Source organism: Maribacter sp. MJ134 (assembly GCF_003970695.1).
Classification (GTDB): Bacteria; Bacteroidota; Bacteroidia; order Flavobacteriales; family Flavobacteriaceae; genus Maribacter.
The window spans coordinates 2,289,101-2,313,000 of the sequence record NZ_CP034570.1; the positions used below are offsets into that span (position 1 = coordinate 2,289,101).

The 23,900-nt window shown below is 39.1% G+C and carries 20 protein-coding genes and 1 tRNA gene; 9 read left to right on the top strand and 12 right to left on the bottom strand.

Annotation, left to right across the window (positions count from 1 at the left end):
- Positions 1-6 precede the first annotated feature (6 nt).
- From EJ994_RS10075 to EJ994_RS10090, 4 genes are all read right to left on the bottom strand, one after another.
- Positions 7-756 (bottom strand): MotA/TolQ/ExbB proton channel family protein, encoded by a 750-nt coding sequence (locus tag EJ994_RS10075; RefSeq protein ID WP_099574132.1) that lies wholly within the window; start codon positions 754-756, stop codon positions 7-9.
- Between the two features lie 78 nt (positions 757-834).
- Positions 835-922: transfer RNA gene (locus EJ994_RS10080), tRNA-Ser, on the bottom strand.
- A gap of 71 nt (positions 923-993) precedes the next feature.
- Complete coding sequence (locus tag EJ994_RS10085; RefSeq protein ID WP_099574131.1) at positions 994-2,025, bottom strand: asparaginase; 1,032 nt, start codon at positions 2,023-2,025, stop codon at positions 994-996.
- A gap of 19 nt (positions 2,026-2,044) precedes the next feature.
- Positions 2,045-2,812 carry a TatD family hydrolase gene (locus EJ994_RS10090; protein ID WP_126592312.1) on the bottom strand — a complete coding sequence of 256 codons (768 nt, stop codon included), beginning with the start codon at positions 2,810-2,812 and terminating at the stop codon, positions 2,045-2,047.
- A 99-nt stretch (positions 2,813-2,911) separates the two neighbouring features.
- Here EJ994_RS10090 and EJ994_RS10095 point away from each other — a divergent pair, with 99 nt between their 5' ends.
- A complete protein-coding gene (locus tag EJ994_RS10095; RefSeq protein WP_126592313.1) occupies positions 2,912-3,358 on the top strand; it encodes a retropepsin-like aspartic protease in 447 nt (148 codons plus the stop codon).
- 81 nt (positions 3,359-3,439) lie between these two features.
- On the opposite strand, the gene odhB is transcribed toward EJ994_RS10095, so the two are convergent.
- Both odhB and EJ994_RS10105 read right to left on the bottom strand, forming a co-directional pair.
- Positions 3,440-4,657, bottom strand: coding sequence for a 2-oxoglutarate dehydrogenase complex dihydrolipoyllysine-residue succinyltransferase (gene odhB / locus EJ994_RS10100; protein WP_126592314.1), 1,218 nt, complete (start codon positions 4,655-4,657; stop codon positions 3,440-3,442).
- Positions 4,658-4,679: 22 nt separating this feature from the next.
- Positions 4,680-7,481, bottom strand: coding sequence for a 2-oxoglutarate dehydrogenase E1 component (locus EJ994_RS10105; RefSeq protein WP_126592315.1), 2,802 nt, complete (start codon positions 7,479-7,481; stop codon positions 4,680-4,682).
- 118 nt (positions 7,482-7,599) lie between these two features.
- Between EJ994_RS10105 and EJ994_RS10110 the strand changes: the two genes are divergently transcribed.
- Positions 7,600-8,115 (top strand): alpha-ketoglutarate decarboxylase, encoded by a 516-nt coding sequence (locus EJ994_RS10110; RefSeq protein ID WP_241240759.1) that lies wholly within the window; start codon positions 7,600-7,602, stop codon positions 8,113-8,115.
- Positions 8,116-8,117: 2 nt separating this feature from the next.
- Here EJ994_RS10110 and EJ994_RS10115 read toward each other — a convergent pair whose 3' ends face one another.
- From EJ994_RS10115 to EJ994_RS10130, 4 genes are all read right to left on the bottom strand, one after another.
- Entirely contained in the window at positions 8,118-8,480 is a 363-nt protein-coding gene (locus EJ994_RS10115; RefSeq protein WP_241240760.1) for a hypothetical protein, read from the bottom strand.
- An 8-nt stretch (positions 8,481-8,488) separates the two neighbouring features.
- The gene (locus tag EJ994_RS10120) at positions 8,489-9,763 is read right to left on the bottom strand and encodes a metal-dependent hydrolase family protein (protein ID WP_126592316.1); all 1,275 of its coding nucleotides are present in this window, start codon (positions 9,761-9,763) and stop codon (positions 8,489-8,491) included.
- Positions 9,764-9,839: 76 nt separating this feature from the next.
- On the bottom strand, positions 9,840-10,856 hold the full coding sequence (gene galE, locus EJ994_RS10125; RefSeq protein WP_126592317.1) for a UDP-glucose 4-epimerase GalE: 1,017 nt from the start codon (positions 10,854-10,856) through the stop codon (positions 9,840-9,842).
- Positions 10,857-10,898: 42 nt separating this feature from the next.
- Positions 10,899-12,053, bottom strand: a complete 1,155-nt coding sequence (locus EJ994_RS10130) for a DegT/DnrJ/EryC1/StrS family aminotransferase (RefSeq protein ID WP_126592318.1) — start codon at positions 12,051-12,053, stop codon at positions 10,899-10,901.
- A gap of 91 nt (positions 12,054-12,144) precedes the next feature.
- On the opposite strand from EJ994_RS10130, the gene EJ994_RS10135 reads away from it, so the two are divergent.
- The 4 genes from EJ994_RS10135 to EJ994_RS17720 all read left to right on the top strand — a co-directional run bounded on the left by EJ994_RS10135 (position 12,145) and on the right by EJ994_RS17720 (position 14,331).
- On the top strand, positions 12,145-13,383 hold the full coding sequence (locus EJ994_RS10135; RefSeq protein WP_126592319.1) for a 3-deoxy-D-manno-octulosonic acid transferase: 1,239 nt from the start codon (positions 12,145-12,147) through the stop codon (positions 13,381-13,383).
- A 15-nt stretch (positions 13,384-13,398) separates the two neighbouring features.
- Positions 13,399-13,671: a hypothetical protein gene (locus EJ994_RS10140; RefSeq protein WP_126592320.1), complete on the top strand. Its 273-nt coding sequence runs from the start codon at positions 13,399-13,401 to the stop codon at positions 13,669-13,671.
- Positions 13,672-13,815: 144 nt separating this feature from the next.
- Positions 13,816-13,944, top strand: coding sequence for a hypothetical protein (locus EJ994_RS17715; RefSeq protein ID WP_262707407.1), 129 nt, complete (start codon positions 13,816-13,818; stop codon positions 13,942-13,944).
- A gap of 264 nt (positions 13,945-14,208) precedes the next feature.
- Positions 14,209-14,331 (top strand): hypothetical protein, encoded by a 123-nt coding sequence (locus EJ994_RS17720; RefSeq protein WP_257212949.1) that lies wholly within the window; start codon positions 14,209-14,211, stop codon positions 14,329-14,331.
- 160 nt (positions 14,332-14,491) lie between these two features.
- On the opposite strand, the gene EJ994_RS10145 is transcribed toward EJ994_RS17720, so the two are convergent.
- Positions 14,492-15,682, bottom strand: a complete 1,191-nt coding sequence (locus tag EJ994_RS10145; RefSeq protein WP_126592321.1) for a DUF1501 domain-containing protein — start codon at positions 15,680-15,682, stop codon at positions 14,492-14,494.
- Between the two features lie 10 nt (positions 15,683-15,692).
- Positions 15,693-17,075 (bottom strand): DUF1800 family protein, encoded by a 1,383-nt coding sequence (locus EJ994_RS10150; RefSeq protein ID WP_126592322.1) that lies wholly within the window; start codon positions 17,073-17,075, stop codon positions 15,693-15,695.
- Between the two features lie 383 nt (positions 17,076-17,458).
- Here EJ994_RS10150 and EJ994_RS10155 point away from each other — a divergent pair, with 383 nt between their 5' ends.
- From EJ994_RS10155 to EJ994_RS10165, 3 genes are all read left to right on the top strand, one after another.
- Entirely contained in the window at positions 17,459-18,805 is a 1,347-nt protein-coding gene (locus tag EJ994_RS10155; RefSeq protein ID WP_126592323.1) for a sulfatase-like hydrolase/transferase, read from the top strand.
- Between the two features lie 21 nt (positions 18,806-18,826).
- Positions 18,827-20,341 (top strand): sulfatase, encoded by a 1,515-nt coding sequence (locus EJ994_RS10160; protein WP_126592324.1) that lies wholly within the window; start codon positions 18,827-18,829, stop codon positions 20,339-20,341.
- A 498-nt stretch (positions 20,342-20,839) separates the two neighbouring features.
- Positions 20,840-23,887 carry a SusC/RagA family TonB-linked outer membrane protein gene (locus tag EJ994_RS10165; RefSeq protein WP_126592325.1) on the top strand — a complete coding sequence of 1,016 codons (3,048 nt, stop codon included), beginning with the start codon at positions 20,840-20,842 and terminating at the stop codon, positions 23,885-23,887.
- Positions 23,888-23,900: the final 13 nt, after the last annotated feature.

Below are 23,900 nucleotides of genomic sequence, written 5' to 3' on the forward strand. Positions count from 1 at the left end.
TGCTACTTATTTTTTGTGATCAACCAACATATCGATTAAAGTAATCGAAGAATCTTCCATATCATTAACGATGCTATCAATCTTAGCGATGATATAGTTATAGAAAATTTGAAGGATAATAGCCGTAATCAAACCGAATACCGTTGTTAATAATGCCACTTGAATATCACCTGCAATAAGAGATGCACTTAAGTTACCAACAGCTGCAATCTTCTGGAAGGCTTGAATCATACCAATTACGGTACCCATGAAACCAAGCATCGGTGCAATTGCGATAAACAAGGATAACCAAGAAACGTTTTTCTCTAGCTGCCCCATTTGAACGCCACCATAGGCTACAACCGCTTTCTCTGCAGACTCAATACTCTCACCTGCACGATCTAAACCTTGGTAATATATAGAAGCAACAGGTCCTTTTGTATTTCTACAAACTTCTTTAGCAGCCTCAACACCACCAGAAGCTAAAGCATCTTCTACTTGCTGCTTTAATTTAGAACTGTTCGTACTCGCCATATTAAGATATATGATTCTTTCTATAGCTACCGCTAAGCCGAGAATCAAACATAAAAGAACGATACCCATAAAACCGGCACCCCCTGTAATGAACATTTCCTTTAAAACTTGCGTAAATCCTTTTTCTGCCTCAGGAGCTGCATCTTGAACTAGCATTGCTGCAGTTGCCACCTTTGCACTTACCATATTTGTACCTGCTACAAATGCCCCAGCAACTGCTAGGCTTGGGAATAATTTTTTCATTTTTTTCAAACTTAAATTAGTTAGTTAATAGGGTTAAAGATAAAAAAAAAACAATATAAAAAAAGTAAAATTTAATTGCAGAGAGGAAGGGATTCGAACCCTCGATACCCTTTTGGGGTATACACACTTTCCAGGCGTGCGCCTTCGACCACTCGGCCACCTCTCTAAAATTAGTCTTTTTTAAGGTTGGGCAAATAACAAAAAAAATATTGGTTTAAGAAATTAAACAGGTTAATTTTAGTGCATTTCGCCACGTAGAGCAGTCTCGAACACCGTTTTAAACAGGGCGTTGGACACATCACTTCCCAGCATGTACATCGCCTTCGTTACAGCTGCCTCCGTTGTAATATCCTTACCACTAACAACTTGCAATTTTTTTAGCTGTGTACTTGTCTCGTATTGCCCCATTAACACACTACCTCCAGAGCACTGGGTAACGTTGATTATATGAAGGCCATTTTTTATGGCCGCTCTTAAGCGCTCAATGAACCAATCCTCGGTAGGGGCATTTCCCGATCCATACGTTTCAATAACAAGAACACGCAATCCCTCTGTTCTAAGAATACTATCCAAAACACGAAAATTGATACCGGGAAAAATCTTTAGAACAGCAACATTTTCGTCCATCTGCTTGTGGAACTTTATCTTATTGTTCTTCTTAAGGGGTAATAGATATTCCCTAAAAACATTCAAATGCACCCCGGACTCAACTAAATGCGGATAATTTAATGAAGCAAATGCCTGAAAATGTTCGGCATTTATTTTGGTTGTTCTGTTCCCTCGGTAAAGTTTGTACTCAAAATACAGACCCACTTCTCTAATTACCGGACGGCCTCTTTCTTGTAATGCCGCAATCTGAATAGAAGTAATTAAATTTTCCTTGGCATCCGTTCTCAAATCACCTATCGGTAATTGTGACCCCGTCAAAATCACCGGCTTCGAGAGGTTTTCCAGCAAAAAGCTCAAGGCAGAAGCGGTGTAACTCATAGTGTCACTACCGTGCAAAACAACAAAGCCGTGATGCGAATCGTAGTGAGCCTCAATGATTTCTACAATTCTTATCCAATCTGAAATTTGCATATCAGAGGAATCAATAGGGGCTTCAAAAGAAACCGTATCTATACTGCAGTCCAATTGATTCAATTCAGGTATGTTGTTCAGCAACTTATCAAAGTTAAACGCCTTAAGTGCTCCCGACTTATAGTCTTTGACCATACCTATGGTTCCCCCGGTATAAATCAAAAGGATGTTTTTATCATTAGCGGCCATAATTCTCTAATTTAGTACGTTAGACCCCGAAGACCAGTTTTGAGTTATTCGTTGTAATCTCAGCAATCTCTGCCTCCTCCTTTTTATAGATTAACGCCACCTTCTCCAGTACATGTAGCAAATAGGCGCTTTCATTACGTTTACCCCTGTAAGGCTTAGGAGCCAAATAAGGGGCGTCTGTTTCTAAAATGATATGACTTAAGTCTATTTTTTCTAAGAATGTATCAATTTTTCCATTTTTAAAGGTGACAACACCTCCTATACCCAATTTAAAGTTATAGGATATTGCTTTTTGGGCTTGTTCCAATGTACCTGTAAAACAGTGGAATATGCCATAAAGATTCTCTCCTTTCTCTTCTTCAAGAATCTCAAAAATTTCATCGAAAGCTTCCCTACAGTGAATAACTATGGGCAGTTTGTGCTTCTTGGCCAATTTTATCTGATATCGGAACGCATCTTGCTGTTGCCTTAAAAATGTCTTATCCCAATATAAATCTATTCCAATCTCCCCCACGGCGCAAAAATCGTGTGCCGTGATCATTTCTTCCACATGCGCCAGCTCTTCCTTATAGTTCTCCTTAACATGGGTAGGGTGCAAACCCATCATAAGAAACATATTTTCTGGATAAGTTCGTTTTAAATCCATCATGCGTTGGGTGTAGGTAGAATCGATTGCAGGAATAAAAAAACGCTCTACACCTTGGGAAATGGCGTTTTCAATAACGGTTTCTCTATCATCATCAAAAGCCTCACTATATAAATGCGTATGTGTATCCGTAAGTATCATACCGCAAAAATAGGTTTATCTTTACAGATTAAATTATAAGTCCGGTCAAGAATTTGAGAGATTCTGGACCATTGTTTTAAAAAGCAAATCGAAAGACGTATGTCAAGATTATATAAATTCCTGAAGAAAAAGAATTTTATTAGAACCAATTTAAAGCTCACCGGCACCAATCATATTGAGGTAACGGCCAAAATAAACGGTATAAAAGGCCGGTTTATTTTAGATACAGGAGCATCTAACACCTGCGTAGGCTTTGATAAAATCGAGTATTTTAACCTGAAATCAAAATCCTCGGATATTAAGGCAGCAGGCGCAGGAGCTTCCAATATGAAAACACTGCTATCAAAAAAAAACAACATACAAATTGGTAAATGGAGGATGAAAAAGCTAAAGATTGTACTTTTTGATTTGAACCATGTCAATGAAGCCCTAACCTCTCAAAATGCTGCTCCTGTAGACGGTATAATAGGTGCCGATGTATTAAAAAAGGGAAAAGCCGTAATCGATTACCATCAAAAAAATGTATATCTCAAGAAGATAAAATAGTTCGTTTTGCCCTTAGCATAATATAAAAGCCTTTTCCCATATTCGGAAAAGGCTTTTATAATTTATGATAAAGAATGTTTTTTACATCTCCAAAGCTTTCTTCACATTACCGTCCATCAATAATTCTTCTGGATTTTCCAAGGCCTCTTTAACAGCAACTAGAAAGCCCACAGATTCCTTACCATCAATAATTCTATGGTCATAGGATAAAGCTACATACATGATAGGGGCTATTGCTATTAAACCATCTTTAGCTATTGGTCTTTCCACAATGTTATGCATTCCAAGAATGGCACTTTGAGGCGGGTTGATTATTGGAGTGGACAACATGGAACCAAACACACCTCCATTAGTTATGGTAAACGTACCACCGGTCATCTCATCTACGGTAATTTCTCCTTCTCTTGCACGAATAGCCAGTCGTTTCACTTCTGATTCCACTCCTCTAAAGGATAAATTCTCGGCATTTCGTATTACGGGAACCATAAGCCCTTTTGGACCTGAAACCGCTATACTGATATCACAAAAATCATAAGAAATCATTTCTTTACCGTCTATCATTGAATTCACAGCAGGATACATTTCCAATGCTCTGACAACCGCCTTTGTAAAGAATGACATAAAGCCTAATCCAACCCCGTGTTTCTCTTTAAAAGCTTCTTTATATTCTTTTCGCAAAGCAAAGATTGGAGACATATCTACTTCATTGAAAGTCGTCAACATTGCCGTTTCGTTCTTAGCCGCAACCAAACGCTCTGCTACCTTTCTGCGAAGCATAGAGAGTTTGGACCGCGTTTCACCACGATTTCCCCCAGAAACCGGAGAACCCATTGACGGAACGGCATTAACCGCATCTTCTTTGGTAATTCTGCCATCTCTCCCGGTACCCTTAACGGTTTTGGAGTCCACACCTTTTTCCTCCATTATTTTCTTCGCAGCAGGCGAAGCACTTCCCGTAGCATAGGACTCTTTTGCGGCAGGTGCCGCTTTCGGGGCCGGCTTCTCTTCTTTAACCTCTTCCTTTGGAGCTTCGGCCTTGCTGCTCTTATCATCTGCTTTTGCTGCACTTGTATCTATCAAACACACCACCGCTCCCACTTCAACCGCATCACCTACTTCAGCCTTTAAGGTTATCGTTCCGCTTGCTTCCGCTGGTAATTCCAAGGTAGCCTTATCCGAGTCTACTTCTGCTATCGCCTGGTCTTTTTCTACATAATCACCATCTTCTACCAACCATTCCGCGATTTCAACTTCCGTTATGGACTCTCCTGGAGAGGGAACTTTCATTTCTAGAATCATTCTTCCTATAATTTGATTTATTCTACTTCTTTTTTGGTTTTGTCATGTTGTCCTTGGTCTTATCAAAGACATAATCTATCACTTGCTGATGCCGTGCCTTGCTGCGCACCGAACTTCCTGCGGCAGGCGCTGCATAAAAACGTCTTGATGCCACCCTGAAACTACCAGCCTCGGCATAGTGCATCATAATATGGCTCCATGCCCCCATATTCCTAGGTTCTTCCTGTGCCCAGACCACGTCATTCGCATTTTTGTATTTTGCGGTAATTTCCTTCATTTTTTGTTCCGGTAAAGGAAATAACTGCTCTACCCGTACCAAGGCTACATCATTCCTATTCAGCTCTTCCCTAGCAGCAAGCAAATCATAATAAAATTTTCCAGTACAAAAGACCAAGCTTTTAACCTTTTTCTTATCCGCGCCTTCATCATCTATTACTTCTTTAAAAGCTCCGTTAGCCAAGTCGTCTGCGGAAGACACCGCCTTAGGATGCCTTAATAGACTTTTTGGTGTAAATATGATTAAAGGTTTTCTGAAATTGGCCTTCATTTGGCGACGTAAAATATGAAACATCTGTGCCGGAGTGGTAACGTCTGCAATATACATGTTGTCTTTTGCACACAACTGCAAGTAACGTTCCATCCTAGCCGAAGAATGCTCGGCTCCCTGACCTTCGTAACCATGTGGCAGGAGCATAACCAGGCCATTCTGTAATTTCCATTTATCTTCTGCAGCAGATATGTATTGGTCTATCATAATTTGGGCTCCGTTACTGAAATCCCCAAACTGAGCCTCCCATATGGTCAAGGTATTCGGATTGGCCATAGCATATCCATAATCAAACCCTACCACGCCGTACTCTGACAAAAGCGAATTGTATATCTGAAATCTACCCTGTTTATCGGACAGATGATTGAGCAGCAATACTTCTTCCTCACTCTCCTCTACTTTCATGACCGCATGACGATGTGAAAAAGTACCTCTTTCCACATCCTGTCCGGACATCCTAACTCCGAAACCTTCCTCAAGCAATGTACCATAGGCCAATAATTCTCCCATGGCCCAATCTAGTTTATCGGTCTCGAAGAACATTTTCTTCCTATCTCTAACTAACTTCTCGACCTTTCTCAAAAATTTCTTTCCTTCCGGTAGCTCGGTTATGGTCTTAGCAATAGCGGTAAGCTTCTTTTTATCGAATTTGGTATCAACAGCATCCATCATCTCCCATTCCCTAACATTGGAAAAACCTTTCCACTCATCTGCCATAAAAGGGGTAATCACCGTCTTGTCCTCTTTTCTAGAATCTTCCAGCTTCTCCTCTAAAGCTTCTTTATATTGCTTTTCCAATTCAGAAACATAACCATCATCGATAACACCTTCACTTATCAATTTTTCGGCATAAATGTCTCTGGGGTTTTTGTGCTTAGCGATGGCCTTGTATAATTTTGGTTGCGTAAAGCGAGGTTCATCACCTTCATTATGTCCATACTTTCTATAACCCAATAAATCGATAAAAACATCACGCTCAAAACGCATTCTGTATTCCAAGGCGAATAGCGAGGCATGTACTACCGCCTCCGCATCATCCGCATTAACGTGCAATACAGGGCTCAACGTAACTTTGGCCACATCTGTACAATAGGTAGAAGATCTAGCGTCTAAATAATTGGTGGTAAAACCAATTTGATTGTTTACGACAATATGAATAGTACCTCCTGTTTTATAACCGTCCAAATTTGCCATCTGCACCACTTCATAAACCAGTCCCTGACCCGCAATTGCAGCATCTCCGTGAACTACTATAGGTAAGACTTTAGAAAAGTTATCTGCAAAATTAGCATCTTGTTTAGCTCTGGCAATACCTTCGACAACTGCCCCAACGGTTTCCAAATGCGATGGGTTCGGAGCAATATTCATCTTTATTTTATTCCCATTATCGGACATTCTATCCGATGTCCAACCCAAATGATACTTTACATCACCATCAAAAATCTCCTGCTCGTAATCCTTTCCGTCGAATTCACTGAAAATATCCTTGGCGGACTTTCCGAAAATATTGGTGAGTACGTTTAACCGTCCCCTATGTGCCATACCCATGACAAATTGCTCTACTCCCATCTCGGCAGCCCTCTCTACAATGGCATCCAAACCAGGGATTAGCGATTCGTTCCCTTCTAGTGAAAAGCGTTTCTGACCAACATATTTGGTATGCAAAAATCCTTCAAAGGAAACTGCCTGATTCAATTTTTTGAGAATATGCTTCTTTCGGTCTGCATTAAAATCCGGGTGATTGTCGTTTACGTTTATCCAATCTTGAATCCATTTAACTCTTTCCGGCTTGCGTATGTACATGTATTCTACACCGATGGCGTCGCAGTAAATTCTGGTCAAGTGACTTATAATAGCCTCTAAGGTACTTGGGCCTATGCCAATAATATCTCCGGCATTAAAAACAGTACCTAAATCGGCCTTTGTTAGACCAAAGTTCTCAATTTCCAAAGAGGGAACATATTGTCTTCTTTCCCTAACAGGATTAGTTCTTGTGAACAAATGCCCCCGGCTACGATAACCGTCGATTAATCGAATTACCTGAAATTCTTTTTGCAGAGATTCTGGCATTTCAACCTCACGACCGTTAATAACCGAGGTTACTCGGTCATCACCGGAAATGTCCAACTCTTCTAAAGAGCTTTCCATTCCAAAATCAAAGCCTTGAAAAAATGCTCTCCAACTCGGTTCTACACTGTCGGGGTTTTGCAAATACTTGTCATAAAGTTCTGAAAAAAAAGAAGTATGCGCAGTATTTAAAAAGGAATATTTATCCATGAATTACTTTCTGTATCTTTAGAATAAACTTAATCAAAAATACAACATTTACGATATCTATAGTAAAGTTGCGCACTATTATTGAGAAAAATGAAATTTCTAACGAAAATCGATAAAAATGAGCCTAAAAAATACACTTTTATTCATGGCGGTCTGTCTTTTAGTACAGCTCTCTTTTGGACAATTAGGGAGTCAAAAAAGTGATTTCTGGAGACGTGTGAATTTTGGAGGGGGCCTTGGTTTAGGATTTACCAACGGAGGCTTTAATGCCTCTGTTTCACCTAGTGCTATTTACAATTTCAACAATCAATTTGCTACTGGGATAAGTCTAAATTTTAACTACGCCAAATTCAATGAAGATAAGTTATTGGCCTATGGGGGTAGTATTTTGTCGCTTTACAATCCAATTCCGCAAATACAACTATCAGCCGAGTTAGAACAACTACGGATAAACAGAACATTACAAGGATTTCCAGATGATATCAAAGATAATTATTGGTCGCCTGCACTATTTCTAGGTATTGGTTACCGCACCAATAATATTACCGTAGGCCTGCGTTATGATATTCTATATGACGACGAAAGGAGCATTTACGCCAATGCACTGCTCCCCTTTGTAAGGGTATATTTTTAAAATCAGGAGTTGTATTTTTCCCTTAATTCTACTTTTTGAAGTTCTCGCTCCAAGATAAAAAATGTAATTTGTTTTGAAACATCTACCGCATCCATAACTTCAATCTTTTCAAAGACTGATTCCGGAATATCTATGGCGTATAGTAAATTGAGATAGTCCGGAAAGCGCTCCATAAGCAAAAAATAGATTTTTTCATTAAGAGTAGTTTCTAGTTCTTCTGCGTTAATTCCATCAGGGATTTTTATTGGCACATTTATCCGTTCAAAATCTTTTTGAAGCTGCACTACCAATTTTCCGTAAAGATGGTTTTCATTAGCCTTTTTCAATAAATGTACACTTTCAGAAACTTCCTTCTTCATGTTCATCTAAAAAATCATTGCTTATACACAACGCCTTCCTTCATTACAAAACTTACATTTTCGAGGGTGCCAACTTTTTTTAACGGATTTTCTTCTACAGCAATTATATCCGCTGTAAAACCCTCTTCAATTTTTCCCAGTTCATTCTCCATCCCCAATAACTGGGCGTTTATAATGGTCGCAGCCTTAAGTGATTCTTTAACAGGAATACCGGCTTCTAACAAATAACCAAATTCAATGGCATTCTTGCCATGCGGAAAAACGCCTGCATCAGTTCCGAAACCCATGGGCACTCCTTTCTTATAAGCTTTTGCCATCGTAGATTGGTGTATAGGACCAATTTCTAAAGCTTTCCTCGCCACAACTTCCGGAAAAAATCCGGGTTCTTTTGCCTTTTCTGCAACCTGCTTTCCTGCACTTATGGTCGGTATCAAATAACAATTATTTTCGACCATAAGTGCCATAGTTTCTTCGCTCATAAAAGAACCATGTTCTATGGTATTTACGCCACCTAATATAGCCAGTTTCATACCCTCGTCGCCATGCGCATGTGCTGCAACACTAAAACCATAATTTTTTGCCGTACTTGTAATAGCTTGGATTTCCTCTAAAGTAAATTGCGGGTTATTACCACTCTTTGCTACACTCAACACTCCTCCTGTAGCGGTTATTTTTATAACGTCCGCACCATTTTTATAACGCTGTCTCACTGCTTTTTTTGCATCATCTATCGAGTTCACGACCCCTTCCTTGGGTCCAGGGTCTCCCATCAATTCTCGCTTTCTACCATTGGTGGGGTCTGCATGTCCACCTGTTGTTGCCAGAGCCATTCCTGAAGTAAATATTCGAGGCCCGTCTACCAATCCTTTATTAATGGCTTTCTTTAGAGCGATATTTACACCTGTACCGCCAAGATCACGGACCGTGGTGAAGCCTGCCATGAGTGTTTTTTTCGCATATACGGTAGACTCTAAAGCAATATCGGCCTCATTTTGGGTAAACTCTTTCATATAACTTCCCTTGTTATATTCACCTTCTATATGCACATGCATATCAATAAGTCCGGGGAGAACTATCCTATTTTTAAGGTCAATAGTCCTATCTGAAGCAGTTCCTGAAACAAAACCATTTTCAATACGCTTTATTTTAGAACCGGAAACTATAATTGTTCTTTCCGTATTCATTTTTCCAGTGGACACATCGTAAATACTGCCACATTGTAGATAAGTGTCTTGAGCACTCACTAGATTTACAATTAGCAGTAAAAGGGATAGAATAGCATTTCTCATACGAATTGGCATTAAAGTAAATAAGGGAGAAATATACCATATTTCTCCCTTATTCAGAATTTTGATCGTAACTATATCAATCTCGTATCTTCTGTTCCCAGACCCAAGCCGATTTCATGGCGTCGTCCAAGGTATATTCCGATTTCCACCCTAAAACGGTATTGGCTTTTGTAGTGTCCGCATAGGCACTAGTAATATCACCGGGGCGTCTATCAACAATTTTATAATTTAATTTTTTGCCAGAGACTTTTTCAAAACTTTGAATAGCCTCCAAAACCGAACTGCCCTTTCCGGTACCCACATTGAAAACTTCATAATTCTCATCGTTCTTACCTGCTAAAAGTCTTTCTAAGGCAACTACATGAGCCTTGGCCAAATCCACCACATAAATATAATCCCTGATACATGTACCATCCGGAGTCGGATAGTCATCTCCAAAAACGGAAAGTTCTTTTCGTAATCCAATTCCCGTTTGGGTAATGAAAGGCACTAGATTTTGAGGAACTCCTATAGGAAGTTCTCCAATCTCGGCACTAGGGTGCGACCCCATCGGATTAAAATAACGTAAAGCTATAGCACTGATACCGGGAGTAACCTTGCAAGTATCCGCGATGATTTCCTCACCCATTTGCTTTGTATTACCATAAGGAGATTCCGCAATCTTTACGGGAGCATCTTCTGTTATCGGCATCTTATCGGCTTGGCCATATACCGTGCAAGAAGAACTAAAGATGAAGCTTGCTTTTTCCTTTTTACTTAGTTCTTGAAGGATGTAAACTAAGGTGCCAATATTGTTCTCATAGTACAATAGTGGTTTTTCTACACTTTCCCCTACCGCCTTTGAAGCAGCAAAATGAATAACACCCTTAATATCTTGATGTCTTTTAAAAAAATCACTGACTTTCTCCTTTTCCCTAAGGTCCAGTTTTTCGAATATGGGAGTTTTCCCAGAGATTTTAGTGATTCCGTCTAAAACGGACTCACTAGAATTAGAACAATTATCTATAATAACGACTTCAAAACCTTTGCTCTGTAGTTCTACAACCGTATGTGAACCTATAAATCCGAGTCCACCTGTAACTAATATTTTCATGTACTATTTTTAAGGTGTGCCAAATATATACACTAAACTGGCTTAGCCATTTACAAATTCGATAACCCTAGACGTAATATAGTTTAACTGCTCATCGTCAAGTTCCGTATGCATAGGCAATGAAATAACCTCCTTTACCAATTGGTTCGTATGAGGGAAATCTTCCTCCTGATATCGCTCATCTACGTAAGCCTTTTGTTTGTGCAGGGGAATGGGGTAATACACTCCGCATGGAATACCGTGCTCATTTAAATGTGCCACTAAAGCGTCTCGCTTACCATTCGTAATTCTTAAGGTATACTGATGAAAAACGTGACAATCACAAACATCACAAATACCATCACAACCATTAACAGTTTTAGGTACTATGATGTTGGTCCTACCTGCAAAAGCCATATTATATTTCCTTGCAGCAGCTCGTCTGGCGTTGCAATAACTATTCAACTTTGGGAGCTTAGCCCTTAGTACCGCCGCTTGTATAGAATCTAATCTAGAGTTAACTCCGACCACATCGTGGTGGTAACGCTCGTACATTCCGTGATTTACGATACCCCGCAGTGTATGTGCCAAATCGTCATCATTCGTAAAAATAGCACCTCCATCACCATAGGCACCCAAATTTTTAGAGGGAAAGAATGATGTTGCACCAACATGACCTATAGTACCTGCCATAGCCTTTTCCCCTGTTTTTGAACGATATTTAGCGCCAATTGCCTGTGCGTTATCCTCAATTACGAATAAATCATGTTCTTTGGCTAAACTCATAATGGCATCCATATCAGAACATTGTCCGAACAAATGCACTGGTACTATTGCCTTGGTCTTTGGGGTAATGGCCTTTTCTATGGCATCAATACTAATATTGAAGGTGTCCAAATCTACATCTACCAAAACCGGAGTTAATTGTAATAAGGCAATCACCTCAACGGTAGCCGCAAAGGTAAAATCCGCAGTGATGACCTCATCGCCCGGAGCCAGACCTAGGCCCATCATAGCGATCTGCAAAGCATCCGTTCCGTTTGCGCAGGGGATAACATGTTTCACGCCAAGATAAGTTTCCAAATCTTTTTGGAAGGAGTGTACCTCTGGCCCGTTAATGAAGCTTGATGTTTCCAAAATTTGGGCGATAGAGGCGTTAACCTGCTCTTTTATTTCCTGGTATTGACCACCAAGGTCTACCATTTGAATTTTTTTCATTTTTCTACATTAGGTGAAGCACCACAAAAATACGAAACGTCTGACAATGAATTTCTGGAAAGAAACGTAATTTAGCTTCAAATAAAAGAGTTTGCTTTCAATTTATAATATTGTCGTCTCCATCACCTGGCAGCTGCTAAAACTACTAGCGCTGGTTAACACAAAACTCTCGCTTTTTGTAAAAGGAAGGAAACAAACCTTTGCAACACTAAAAAAGCATATTAATGAGACGGACAAAACTATTTGGCTACATGCGGCATCTTTGGGTGAGTATGAACAAGGATTACCTATTCTAGAACGGTTACGATTGGAATATCCCGACCATAAATTAGTGTTGACCTTCTTCTCCCCCTCCGGTTATGAAATCAAGAAAAATACAAAAGCGGCAGATGTGGTAACCTATTTGCCAATGGACACCCAGAAGAAAGTCGTTCAGTTTTTAGACACCGTACATCCTGAACTTGCTGTTTTTGTTAAGTATGAAATATGGCCCAACTACCTTGCTGAATTGGGCAAAAGAAAAATACCCGCGGTACTTATTTCGGGGCTTTTCAGAAAATCACAAATCTTTTTCAAAGCTCATGGAGGTTTTATGCGAAAGAGTTTAGGTAATTTTTCCCATTTCTATGTACAGGATAGTGTATCCAAAGAACTACTGAAATCCATTAAGTTAACCAACACGGATATTAGCGGCGATACGAGGTTTGACAGGGTTTCCGAAATACTGGAACGCGATAACAATCTAGGGTTCATGAATAGTTTTTCTAAAAATTATACTTGTTTTGCAGCAGGAAGTACATGGCCGGAAGACGAAGAAGTACTAGTGGATTTCATGAATACCTCGCCCTCCACAACAAAGTTTGTCATTGCACCACATAATATCAAAAGGAATCATATATCAAACTTAAAAGCTTCCATTACCAAAAGTACAGTGCTATTTTCCGAAATTGAGCATATAGATTTAAAAACAACCCAGGTACTTATTATAGACACTATAGGGCTTTTGACCAAAATATATAGTTATGCGGATATTGCCTACGTGGGCGGCGGCTTCGTGACTGGCCTACATAACACCTTGGAACCCGCCGTGTTTGGTGTACCGGTTATCATAGGTCCTAATTACAACGGCTTTCTAGAAGCGGAAAAACTGGTAGAACTGGGAGGTGTTCTACCTGTTTCCAATAAGCGTGAGTTTTGTTCAATCGCTGAAATGCTTATTACAAGCGAGGATAAAAGCGCTGAATTGGGTCAAATAAACAGTACTTACATTGAAAAGAATAAAGGAGCGAGCGTCCGAATAATGGATGGTATACGTACTTTATTAAAGTAGACAATATACTCGCTTATGAAATTGCCCAAGAACCTTATGCTAATGGTTGCCCTACTATTCCTTTTCTCTTGCGGGGAGACGACATCAAAATCTGGTCAAAAGTCTCCAGCCGAGAATCAAAAAAAGGGCAGTGACATACCACTTAGAGATCAACGAAAAGATTCCATACTACACGAACCCATTAAAAAAACTAAAAAGCAAAAATCCAGGGACACCCTAAAACCCAGAATCGCAACCGATTTAGATTTCCCTGAAAAAAACGAAGTTTCAGAACCTTTATCAAAATAGTCATTCAACTTTATTGTGATTATAAAGAATTGTAGCTATTTTTTACTTCATAGCGACTTTTAGGCGTTTGGTCGATTTCAAAATGCTTTTTCGAAGAACTTAATTTCATAATCCATATATTAGACGAAACAACACTATATGATTATGGAACAGGAACTTACATCAGGAGTTAGACTCCTTAATGGTTTTTTAAAATTAATGATTGCATGCTTAGTTGGTATTCTAGTAGCCATTCCGATAGCATTGATATTGGATTTCTTGGGCGTAATATAGAAAAGCGAACTACTCTAAAATATTCTAAAGATTACTAAAAAGCATGCTTTTGGACAAGTGTGCTTTTTTTATTCAAATCTAAACAAGCTAAGTAGTCCCAGCTCGATGAAATCCAAGTTTTGTCGTTAAAAAGCGTATTTCGTTTTGTTCAAACCACAAAAATATACGGTTTTACCACATTATTGTAAGATTTTACAACATTTATTAAATCAGACCACCAACAATATCTAATTTGAAAATTATAACTTTAAAGTAGGTAATGTTATGAAAGATTTATCATTTAAAACAGGGGTAGATTCTTATCTATCCGTTCTAATTATTGCGATGAACGCCTTTTTGGCTGTCGTTGCGGTAGGAACCTTCATGTCCTTAATTGGACTAATCTAAAATCAATTTTAAACAATTGTTTATCGATTAAAAATTACTTTAGGAAAACCTCTCTTTTGAGAGGTTTTTTATTTTCCTCACTTAGCTAAGACCTATTCAAAAATCAACATAGCTTTGGCTCTTTGGCTCTTTGGCTCTTTGGCTCTTTGGCTCTTTGGCTCTAAATGAAATCTAAGATTTCGCCTTTATAATTTAAAATTTCTTTGGTGTCTACCTTCAACCACTTTGAGAGTATTGTGGCGTAAACTGAGCGAAAATCAATAGAATATTTAAGATCCTTATTCGTATCCAAATCGTCCAAATTAGGAGCTTCGTTATATAATCCGGGTTTTTTCAGGTTTTTCCCAATAACAAATACATTATTTGCCGCGCCATGATCCGTTCCGTTGGCGGCATTCTGTTCTACGCGTCTTCCAAATTCCGAAAAAGTTAATATCAAGGTATCCTCTAGATTCCCTTGTTCATCAATATCTTTTACGAAGACTTCCATAGCCTTGCTGTAAACATCCAGTAATCTGGCTTGGGAGTTAATTTGATTGGCATGTGTATCAAAACCTCCCATGGACACATAATAAACCTTTGTCTCTAATCCAGAATTAATGAACTCGGCCGTGGTTTTCAATTGTTTCCCAAATGGATTTTGAGGATATTCTATTTTGGCTCTGGCAGTTTTAGAAGTTTCATAGATGTACTTGGCAGATGATTTTGTTTCAATCATCGTCTTGTACAAATAACCCAAATTGTGCTCACTTAGATGTCTATCCGTCTGCTGTTTTAGCACTTTATTAAAGTAGGGTGTATTCATATTGTTATGGAGCAACTTTGGATTTTTAGTAGCTATTCCGTTTATTTCCCTTCCTTTGAGCATTAGGGAGAGGCTATCGTCTATTTCAATTGCAGAAAATGGTTTTTTCCCGTTTTGCTCTATGAAGCGTCCAATCCATCCCGATGTCAAATAATCATTACTATCACTGGCCGTATGCCAAATATCCGTTGCCCTAAAATGGGAACGACTGGGGTTAGGGTAGCCAACATTGTTAATAATGGAAAGATAACCCTTATCATATAGTCGCTGCATTGGTAGAAGACCTGGATGAAACCCCAAAGTATTGTTTATTGGGCGGACCTCAGATGCCTTAATAGCAATTTTAGGCCTGCTCTTATAATATACATCATTCGTGTATGGCACGATGGTGTTCAAACCATCGTTACCACCGGAAAGCTGAACAATTACCAATTTTTTAAAACTACGTTCATTAAGAATAGAACCCTCAAAAGCCTTAATAAAGTTAGGCACCATTAAAAGACTAGTGGCCAAACTGCTTTGCTGTATAAAATCTCTTCTTTTCATACTCTTGATTTTAACATAGTTGATATTCTGGCAATGACATTAGCTGCACTAGGTACTCTTTTTTACCCACTACCGCCAAAGAATCCAAAAACGCTTTAGTGTCCTTTTCTATGGGACTCAAAATTAAAATTTCACGTAATTCTTTATCGGATAGCAACAAGAATTCACGGTTAAAAATAGCCCAGTTCCTAGTAATCTTTATGTATCGATTCGTCTTTTTTGTTTTCGCATAATAGGCATCAAATGAATCTTCGAATTCTCCTTTTTGATTCACTTGAATCACGGCATTGTTCAAAAGAACGGACGGAAGTTTCATTCTGAACAACAAGGTATTACTATCTATCCAGTTCTTGTCTTGAAGCCAACCAGCCACATTGGGTGGATTGAATAGTATTTGACCCATTACTTTTTGCAGATATAATAGTTGCTTCCTTTTCTCAAAATTCAATGGCACTATTCTTAAGATGCCTACTAAAAGCTCTATGGGAGATTTTATTTTAGCACCAATATTTGCTTCTGCGTAAAACCAATCGGTCATTAATATATAGTTCATAAGCGACGCCACATCGTAGTCCTTATAAAAGAAGTCCGTTAGTTCGTTAAGCCTTGTTTCATTTATTTCCGGATGAATGAAATACCTATAAATTTTACTGCAGATAAAGCGGGCACATTGTTTTTGCTCCAATATAATATCTATGATGTCCTCTCCTTCAAAATTTCCCGTTTTGCCCATAAATGTCTTAACACCGTAGTCATGTTTCTTTTGACGCAGATAAAAGTCGCCATTGGGTTTAAACGACCACCCCGTAAAAGCGCGCGCCGCTTCCTTAATGTCCTTTTCCGTATAGTTACCTTCGCCTAGAGTAAAAAGTTCCATTAATTCACGAGCAAAGTTTTCGTTTGGTCTCTCCTTTAGATTCTGTCGGTTATTAAGATATTTACTCATAGCTGCCTCCCTGGCTATTGCCTTTACAAAAGTTCTGAAATCTCCTAGTGAGTGTCTTCTCAGGGTGTTATTATACCGTTGTACGTGAAAAATATTATTGTCCCTACATACGAAAACATTGGCCCAAAAAAGCGTCATTTTTTCTCTCAAAAGTTGATCGGTCTCTGCGAGTCTTTCAATCCATAACTGATTGTAAGCTTCGATCTTCTTGCGACTGATCTTTTGAAGCTCCATCCGCTTCTTTTTGTCCATTGCAACCCTGTTTTTTTCAGAAGTAAGTGCTTCCAAATCGGATAAATCCATTTCAAGGGGCACTATTTTTTCGGACTGTTCCATTATTCTGGCCACTACTTTTCTCCTATCGAAATTCGAAAACAGTTTAATATCACTGGGCAACGCGCCAAAACCAATTCTACTGTAAACATGCTGTAAATGCTTTGTTTTCATAAGACCATAAGGAGTATAGTGATGTATTTAGGACAAGATAAGACATAAATGGTTTAATCTTGGAGAAGCACAAGAGTTGCAAATAAGATTTTATAGTACCAAAAATAAAGTATGGAATCTGCAAAATATATGTTATCCGATCTATTATAATTGGCACAGAACTTTGCTTAACCCAAGTTTTCCACCGTACACTACAGGATGCTAATCTTTGAAAACACTGGTATACTTGTTAAGGAATAGGTTGCTTTGTTTTAAATCCTAATAAATTTAGCTTAAACACCTCATCTCCTGTATCTCAAACCAATCATATAGAACCATAATGCATTATTAGACCTTCATTTTTTAAAAGGATTATAAAAAAGCTTATTATATACCACACTACAATGAAAACACTTTTCAAATCGACCTTTATAGCATTTACACTACTCTTCTGTTTCTCCTGCAAGCAAACAAGGCCCGAACGCTCAGAGGAACCGAACACAGAGAAACCACCGAACATTGTTTTTATCTTATCGGACGATCAAGCATGGACCGATTATGGTTTTATGGGGCATGAACATATTCAGACCCCAAATCTAGATAAGCTAGCTAACGAAAGTTTAACTTTTACAAGAGGATATGTCCCCACCTCCTTATGTGCTCCATCCCTAGCCTCTATAATAACTGGGGTATATCCAAGAAAACATGGCGTATTGGGTAATGATAGGGTGCTACCAGATAACGTAAGAGATAAGGGTGGGGAAAATGATTGGCGAAAAACGTGGAGGCCAAAAAATTACGCTACTGTCATTGACAATTTCGACAAGCTAAAAACAACACTTCCCAAATTATTAAAGGAAAAAGGATATCTATCGTTCCAGACCGGTAAATGGTGGTTGGGTAATTACAAAAATGGAGGTTTTGACTCTGGTATGACCCACGGTGATCCGGAACGTGGCGGTAGGCATGGCGATTATGGATTAGAAATCGGTCGCGAGGGAATGGATACCCTATACAGCTACATAGACGTGGCCATGGAAAAAGAGAAGCCCTTCTTCATGTGGTACGCGCCATTTTTACCGCATTCACCCCATAATCCACCAGATAGTCTTTTACAAAAATACCTACCTAAGGCACCTACCGAATATGTTGCAAAATACTGGGCCATGTGCGAATGGTTTGATATCACTTGCGGCCAATTGATGGATTATATAGAGGATAAAGGCGAAACAGAAAATACCCTGTTTGTTTATGTCTGTGATAATGGTTGGGTACAAAACGAAACGAATGCTACCTACAACAAAATATCCAAGCGATCTCCTTACGATTATGGTCTTAGAACACCAATAATGTACAAGTGGAAAGGAAAAATCACACCGGTTATGGATACCCTTTCCCTTACCAGTAGCTTGGATATGGTGCCAACCGTATTGAGTTTATTGGATATGGAGTTACCCGAGGAATTGGACGGCATCAATATTTTGGATAAAAATGCACGAACAGAAAGGGATGCCCTTTTCGGAGAAATATATGCCCACGATTTTAATACCATAGACGAAAGCCTGTTTTACAGAATGGCGATGACCCATCCGTTCAAACTGATTCTGCCGGATGAAACCAATAAACCCAACGAAAAGGCTCAACTGTTCAACATCTATGAGGATCCTTACGAACAAAACGATATTTCCGAAGAGTACCCCGAAATCGTAGAGACACTAAGACAAAAAATAGAGGCCTCTTGGGTAAAATAATTTTGAGTTAAGAGGAAAGTTATGAAATTTAAAGCACTTCTTTTGTTAGGATGTATTGCCATTCTTTCTTTGGGCTGCAAAGAACATGGCCAGGAAAAAGAGAAATCTGCAAAACGCCCCCCAAATATCCTTTTCATTGCCGTAGACGACCTGAACACCATGTTGGGAAGTTTCGATGGACCGGCAAGAACACCAAACATAGATCGGTTAGCTGCGATGGGAGTCTCCTTTACGGATGCACATTGCCAAGCCCCATTATGTGGTCCGTCAAGAGCATCTGTGATGACCGGTTTACGACCATCTACCACAGGGATATACGGCATGATACCCGATGATAAAATACGTTCGGAAAATCCAGCAACCAAGGACATTATTATGCTGCCGGAATACTTTAAACAGCATGGTTACCATACTATGGGAATCGGGAAATTATTCCACATCCATTCCCCAGAAGATATGTTCGATGACTCTGGAGGACGTGTTAAAGGGTTTGGTCCCCTACCTAAAGAGCGCTTTGTTTGGGATGGTTTTGGAACATCGGACAGAAAAAAATATGGTAAAACAAGCACCGACTGGGGCGCTTTCCCAGAGAACGATTCGCTAATGCCCGACCATAAATCTGTTAATTGGGCCATGGAACGTTTAAACCGAAAACAGGATAAACCTTTTTTTATGGGCGTTGGTTTTTTACGCGTTCATGTACCGCTATATGTACCTCAAAAGTGGTTTGACCTTTATCCTTTGGATAGTATTAAAACTATGCCATATAGACCTGACGATTTAGATGATGTTCCTGTCGTAGCAAAAATGATAAACGACTTACCAATGATGCCCTCAACGGATTGGGCCATTGAAAGTGGCGAATGGCCAAAAATCATTCAAGCGTATCTTGCATGCATTAGTTTTGTAGATTATGAAATTGGGCGTCTCTTAGATACTTTAGAAAAGAGCGAATATGCAGATAATACCATAATCGTATTGTGGTCAGACCATGGTTATCGTTTAGGCGAAAAAAGCACTTTTGCCAAGCATGCACTTTGGAATGTAGCCACAAAGGTCCCACTCATATTCGCCGCTCCTCAACTACCAAAGGGCAAAAAAATTGACCGTCCAGCTGAATTGCTTTCCGTATATCCAACGCTCTTGGAATTGGCCGATCTACCTGCTTATGATCGTAACGAAGGTAAAAGTTTAGTCCCTACCATGTTAGGAAATGACGAGAAACCCTCATTTGCTATTACAACTTTTGGAATGAACAATCATACTATAAAATCGGAACGCTATAGATACATACGTTATGAGGACGGTAAAGAGGAATTGTATGATCATAAAAATGATCCTAATGAACATACCAATCTGGCAGGACAACAGCAATACAATCAGGAAATTGATAGGTTAAAATCGCTGTTACCTAAAGGGAACGCTATTTGGGACCAAAATTCCTCTTACACCTTTCAACCTTACTTTGTTGAACAGAAAGCTCGCGTTAACGGTCTAAGCAAAGAGACTAGGAAACCTACAGAGGCAGATAAATGAAAAAACCAGTCAAAAAACCGTAGATCTAAGCTTAAGATACGCTGGCACGGGTATAATCATTTGCTTCTGATAAGTCCTTGTAAGCGTTAAGACCTTTTCAAAAAATAACCTCTGGACGGGCACACAAGGCATTTGATGAATAGTCAACATTTATTTGGACGCAAGTGTCGGCGCACTATAAATCTCAATTATCAATTAAGATTTCAAATAAAACAGTGCTAAATAGGCTAAAATTCTATTCAACTAGAGCGCTATTCACGGAAACACTATTGCCTATCTCCTCAGTAAATTCCTAAAAAAATAACTATCTGAAAAATTTTTATAGCAATTTTTAATTAATTCTTAATAAAGCAGCAATCCCAATGAATACAGACGATAACAAGAATTTTTGTTCCAAAATAAGATACCCTACAGTACAGTACAGGATGACCTAAAAAAACCTTAACGATAATTTAACAACGTTTAAAAGAATTTACAACTGTATGAAACAACAACCTTATGGAAAAAATTAAACTAAAATCAAACAAACTAAAATCTAGGGTATGTACTTTACTATTTACCCTTGGATGCTTAACGGCCTGGTCACAACAGACGGTGACTGGCACAGTATCCGATGAAGATGGCCCATTGCCGGGAGCATCTGTGGTCGTAAAAGGAACCACTACTGGCGTCAGCACAGATTTTGATGGTAATTTCACTATTGAAGCGAACACCGATGATACGCTCATGTTCTCTTATATAGGGTATGCCGGTCAAGAAATTCGGGTAGGAAACCAAAGTACAATCAACGTAATTCTAGCGGCAGACAACAAACTCGATGAAGTTGTAGTAATTGGTTATGGTACCTCAACTAAAAAAGACCTTACAGGATCTGTATCATCCGTAAGTTCCGAAGAAATCACACAGATACCCGCTTCAAGGGTTGACCAAGTTTTACAAGGTAGGGCCGCAGGGGTTCAGGTTACCCAAGCAAGTGGTGCGCCCGGTGCGGGGACGACTATACGTGTAAGGGGTGGTAACTCTATTACCGGTAGTAACGAACCTCTTTTCGTTATTGATGGGATTGTAGTTGGGACCAATTTTAACTTGAACAATATCAACCCCAGCGATATTCAGTCCCTTGAAATTTTAAAGGATGCCTCTTCTATTGCCATATATGGTTCTAGAGGTGCAAATGGGGTGGTTTTGGTTACGACCAAAAGTGGTCGTGGTACAGGAACCGGTAAACCTGAAGTGAGTGTTAATTTATTCACCAGTATGCAAATGTTGCCTGAACTTCCAGATATATTAACTCGCGAGGAACAAATTGCTTTTACTAATGAACATAATACTTTTAGAGGCGTGGCGATACCATTTCCAGATGATCCATCTACCTACCCTGATAATGATTGGGTTGATTTAACGACGGGCCCCGCTCCAATTTATAATGCGGACGTATCCATTTCAGGATCATCAGAAAATGTGAACTATTACAACTCTATCAATTACTTTAATCAAGAAGGTATTGTAAATAGTACGGGTATCGAAAAATTTATTTTCAGATCCAATTTAGATATTAATCTAAGTGATAAATTAAAAGCAGGTTTCCGTATCAATTATTCAAGACTAAAAAATAATAATGGCCTTACCTCCTTTGGCGGGAATTTGTTCGGAACTTTACGTACACAACCGGCATTTAATGAGGACGGCACTTTTAATGGGTTTAATGATGTCGTTGGTTCTCCATTCAACAACCCGCTTGCAAATTTTGAATTGAATACCAATGAAACCTTTACCAATAACTTATTGGGCACGGCGTATTTAGAATACAAACCAGCACCCGGTTGGATCATTCGTTCAACGTTCAGTCCAGAATTCAATAATGTTAAACGAAACAGATTCAATTCTAGCCAATTACCGGGCAACCTTGCCGTAGGTATAACAGATGGCGGCAATGCAAGCGTTAGAACTGTAGCTAGTGTGGGTTGGAACAATGAAAACACCATACAGTACAATACCCAATTGGGAGAAAATCACAGCTTAACCGTTCTTGGAGGTGCTTCTTTCCAAAAAGTAGAAACAGAGATTACAGAGGCGGAAGCGGCAGGTATCACCAGTGATGCCACAGGCTTTAATAACTTAGGTAATTCAGACCCAATAAGATCGGTCGTAACTAGTGATTATAACGGATTTCAAATTGCCTCTTTTTTTGGAAGGATAAACTATGACTACAAAGACAAATACCTGCTGACCTTAGTAGGAAGAACAGATGGTAGTTCTGTTTTTGCCCCAGGTAACAAGTATAATTTTTATCCCTCTGTGGCAGCGGCCTGGAACATCAATGAAGAGGAGTTCATGCAGAATCAGAGCTTATTCAGTAATTTAAAATTAAGGGCTAGTTGGGGTAAATCTGGTAACCAAGCAATAGGACCATATAGAACATTGGGTGTTCTAACCGAAGCGAACACGACACTTAACGGTGCCGAGGTACCAGGTTTAACCTTGGGTAGGCCTTCCAACCCTAATCTACAATGGGAAACCACCACTTCATTGGATATCGCTTTGGAAGCATCACTATTTGGCGGTAGGATATTTACCGAATTCAACTACTACCAAAAGGAGACCAACGACCTACTATTGGATGTGACCATACCAAGACAAACCGGTTTTACAAGCCAATTGCAAAATGTTGGCGCACTTGAAAATAGAGGATGGGAATTGTTGATTAATTCAACCAATATATCCAACGATAACTTCAATTGGAATAGCACCGTAACCTTGGCTAGAAATAAGAATGAAATTTTAGATCTTGGGGGCCAAGATTTTATTGATCTTGTCGTGGATCCTATTATAGGTTCGGGTAATACGCGATTAATTGTTGGTGAATCGGTTCCTGTTTTCACGGGAGTAAATTATTTAGGTACTTGGAAAAGTCAAGAGGAAATTGATGCCTCAGGTTTAACATCACAAGTTGTCGGTGGGTCAAGATTCGAAGATTTGAATGGCGATGGTATTATATCGACAGAAGACAATGTGGTTTTGGGAAGTCCTTTCCCGGATTTAATTTTCGGTTTCGAAAACTCATTTTCATATAAGAATGTTGATTTTTCCTTTTTCTTTCAAGGTACCACAGGCAATGAGGTATTTAACTTAAGAATGCGAAATCACTATTTTAATCGTGCCGAAACAGTAAAATTTGGAGATTTACGGGATCGTTGGACGCCGGATAACCCTACCTCAAATATTCCTAGGGCAGGAAGTGATTCTGTAACCAATACGCCTATTAATTCGGAGTATGTAGAAGATGGTTCGCACATTCGTCTTAAAGCGGTACGTTTGGCCTATAATTTCCCTACCGATAAAATGGGCTTGGATGGAGTGAAAAATGCAACTATATACTTAAACGGTAGCAACTTATTATTGTTCTCCAAAACTCGTTTGATCGAACCTGAAGCCAATAATTTTAACGAAGGTAATAACCAATTTGGCAATATAGCACTTGGATTTTTAGATGCGAATTATCCTAATCCTCGGATTATTACACTTGGTCTTAATGTAACTTTCTAAAAAAAAAGAATTA

Excerpts from the sequence above, each read along its gene's own strand:
- EJ994_RS10075 (WP_099574132.1), bottom strand. The coding sequence starts at position 756 with ATGAAAAAATTATTCCCAAGCCTAGCAGTTGCTGGGGCATTTGTAGCA.
- EJ994_RS10085 (WP_099574131.1), bottom strand. The coding sequence starts at position 2,025 with ATGGCCGCTAATGATAAAAACATCCTTTTGATTTATACCGGGGGAACC.
- EJ994_RS10090 (WP_126592312.1), bottom strand. The coding sequence starts at position 2,812 with ATGATACTTACGGATACACATACGCATTTATATAGTGAGGCTTTTGAT.
- EJ994_RS10095 (WP_126592313.1), top strand. The coding sequence starts at position 2,912 with ATGTCAAGATTATATAAATTCCTGAAGAAAAAGAATTTTATTAGAACC.
- odhB (WP_126592314.1), bottom strand. The coding sequence starts at position 4,657 with ATGATTCTAGAAATGAAAGTTCCCTCTCCAGGAGAGTCCATAACGGAA.
- EJ994_RS10105 (WP_126592315.1), bottom strand. The coding sequence starts at position 7,481 with ATGGATAAATATTCCTTTTTAAATACTGCGCATACTTCTTTTTTTTCA.
- EJ994_RS10110 (WP_241240759.1), top strand. The coding sequence starts at position 7,600 with ATGAGCCTAAAAAATACACTTTTATTCATGGCGGTCTGTCTTTTAGTA.
- EJ994_RS10115 (WP_241240760.1), bottom strand. The coding sequence starts at position 8,480 with ATGAACATGAAGAAGGAAGTTTCTGAAAGTGTACATTTATTGAAAAAG.
- EJ994_RS10120 (WP_126592316.1), bottom strand. The coding sequence starts at position 9,763 with ATGAGAAATGCTATTCTATCCCTTTTACTGCTAATTGTAAATCTAGTG.
- galE (WP_126592317.1), bottom strand. The coding sequence starts at position 10,856 with ATGAAAATATTAGTTACAGGTGGACTCGGATTTATAGGTTCACATACG.
- EJ994_RS10130 (WP_126592318.1), bottom strand. The coding sequence starts at position 12,053 with ATGAAAAAAATTCAAATGGTAGACCTTGGTGGTCAATACCAGGAAATA.
- EJ994_RS10140 (WP_126592320.1), top strand. The coding sequence starts at position 13,399 with ATGAAATTGCCCAAGAACCTTATGCTAATGGTTGCCCTACTATTCCTT.
- EJ994_RS17715 (WP_262707407.1), top strand. The coding sequence starts at position 13,816 with ATGGAACAGGAACTTACATCAGGAGTTAGACTCCTTAATGGTTTTTTA.
- EJ994_RS17720 (WP_257212949.1), top strand. The coding sequence starts at position 14,209 with ATGAAAGATTTATCATTTAAAACAGGGGTAGATTCTTATCTATCCGTT.
- EJ994_RS10145 (WP_126592321.1), bottom strand. The coding sequence starts at position 15,682 with ATGAAAAGAAGAGATTTTATACAGCAAAGCAGTTTGGCCACTAGTCTT.
- EJ994_RS10150 (WP_126592322.1), bottom strand. The coding sequence starts at position 17,075 with ATGAAAACAAAGCATTTACAGCATGTTTACAGTAGAATTGGTTTTGGC.
- EJ994_RS10155 (WP_126592323.1), top strand. The coding sequence starts at position 17,459 with ATGAAAACACTTTTCAAATCGACCTTTATAGCATTTACACTACTCTTC.
- EJ994_RS10160 (WP_126592324.1), top strand. The coding sequence starts at position 18,827 with ATGAAATTTAAAGCACTTCTTTTGTTAGGATGTATTGCCATTCTTTCT.
- EJ994_RS10165 (WP_126592325.1), top strand. The coding sequence starts at position 20,840 with ATGGAAAAAATTAAACTAAAATCAAACAAACTAAAATCTAGGGTATGT.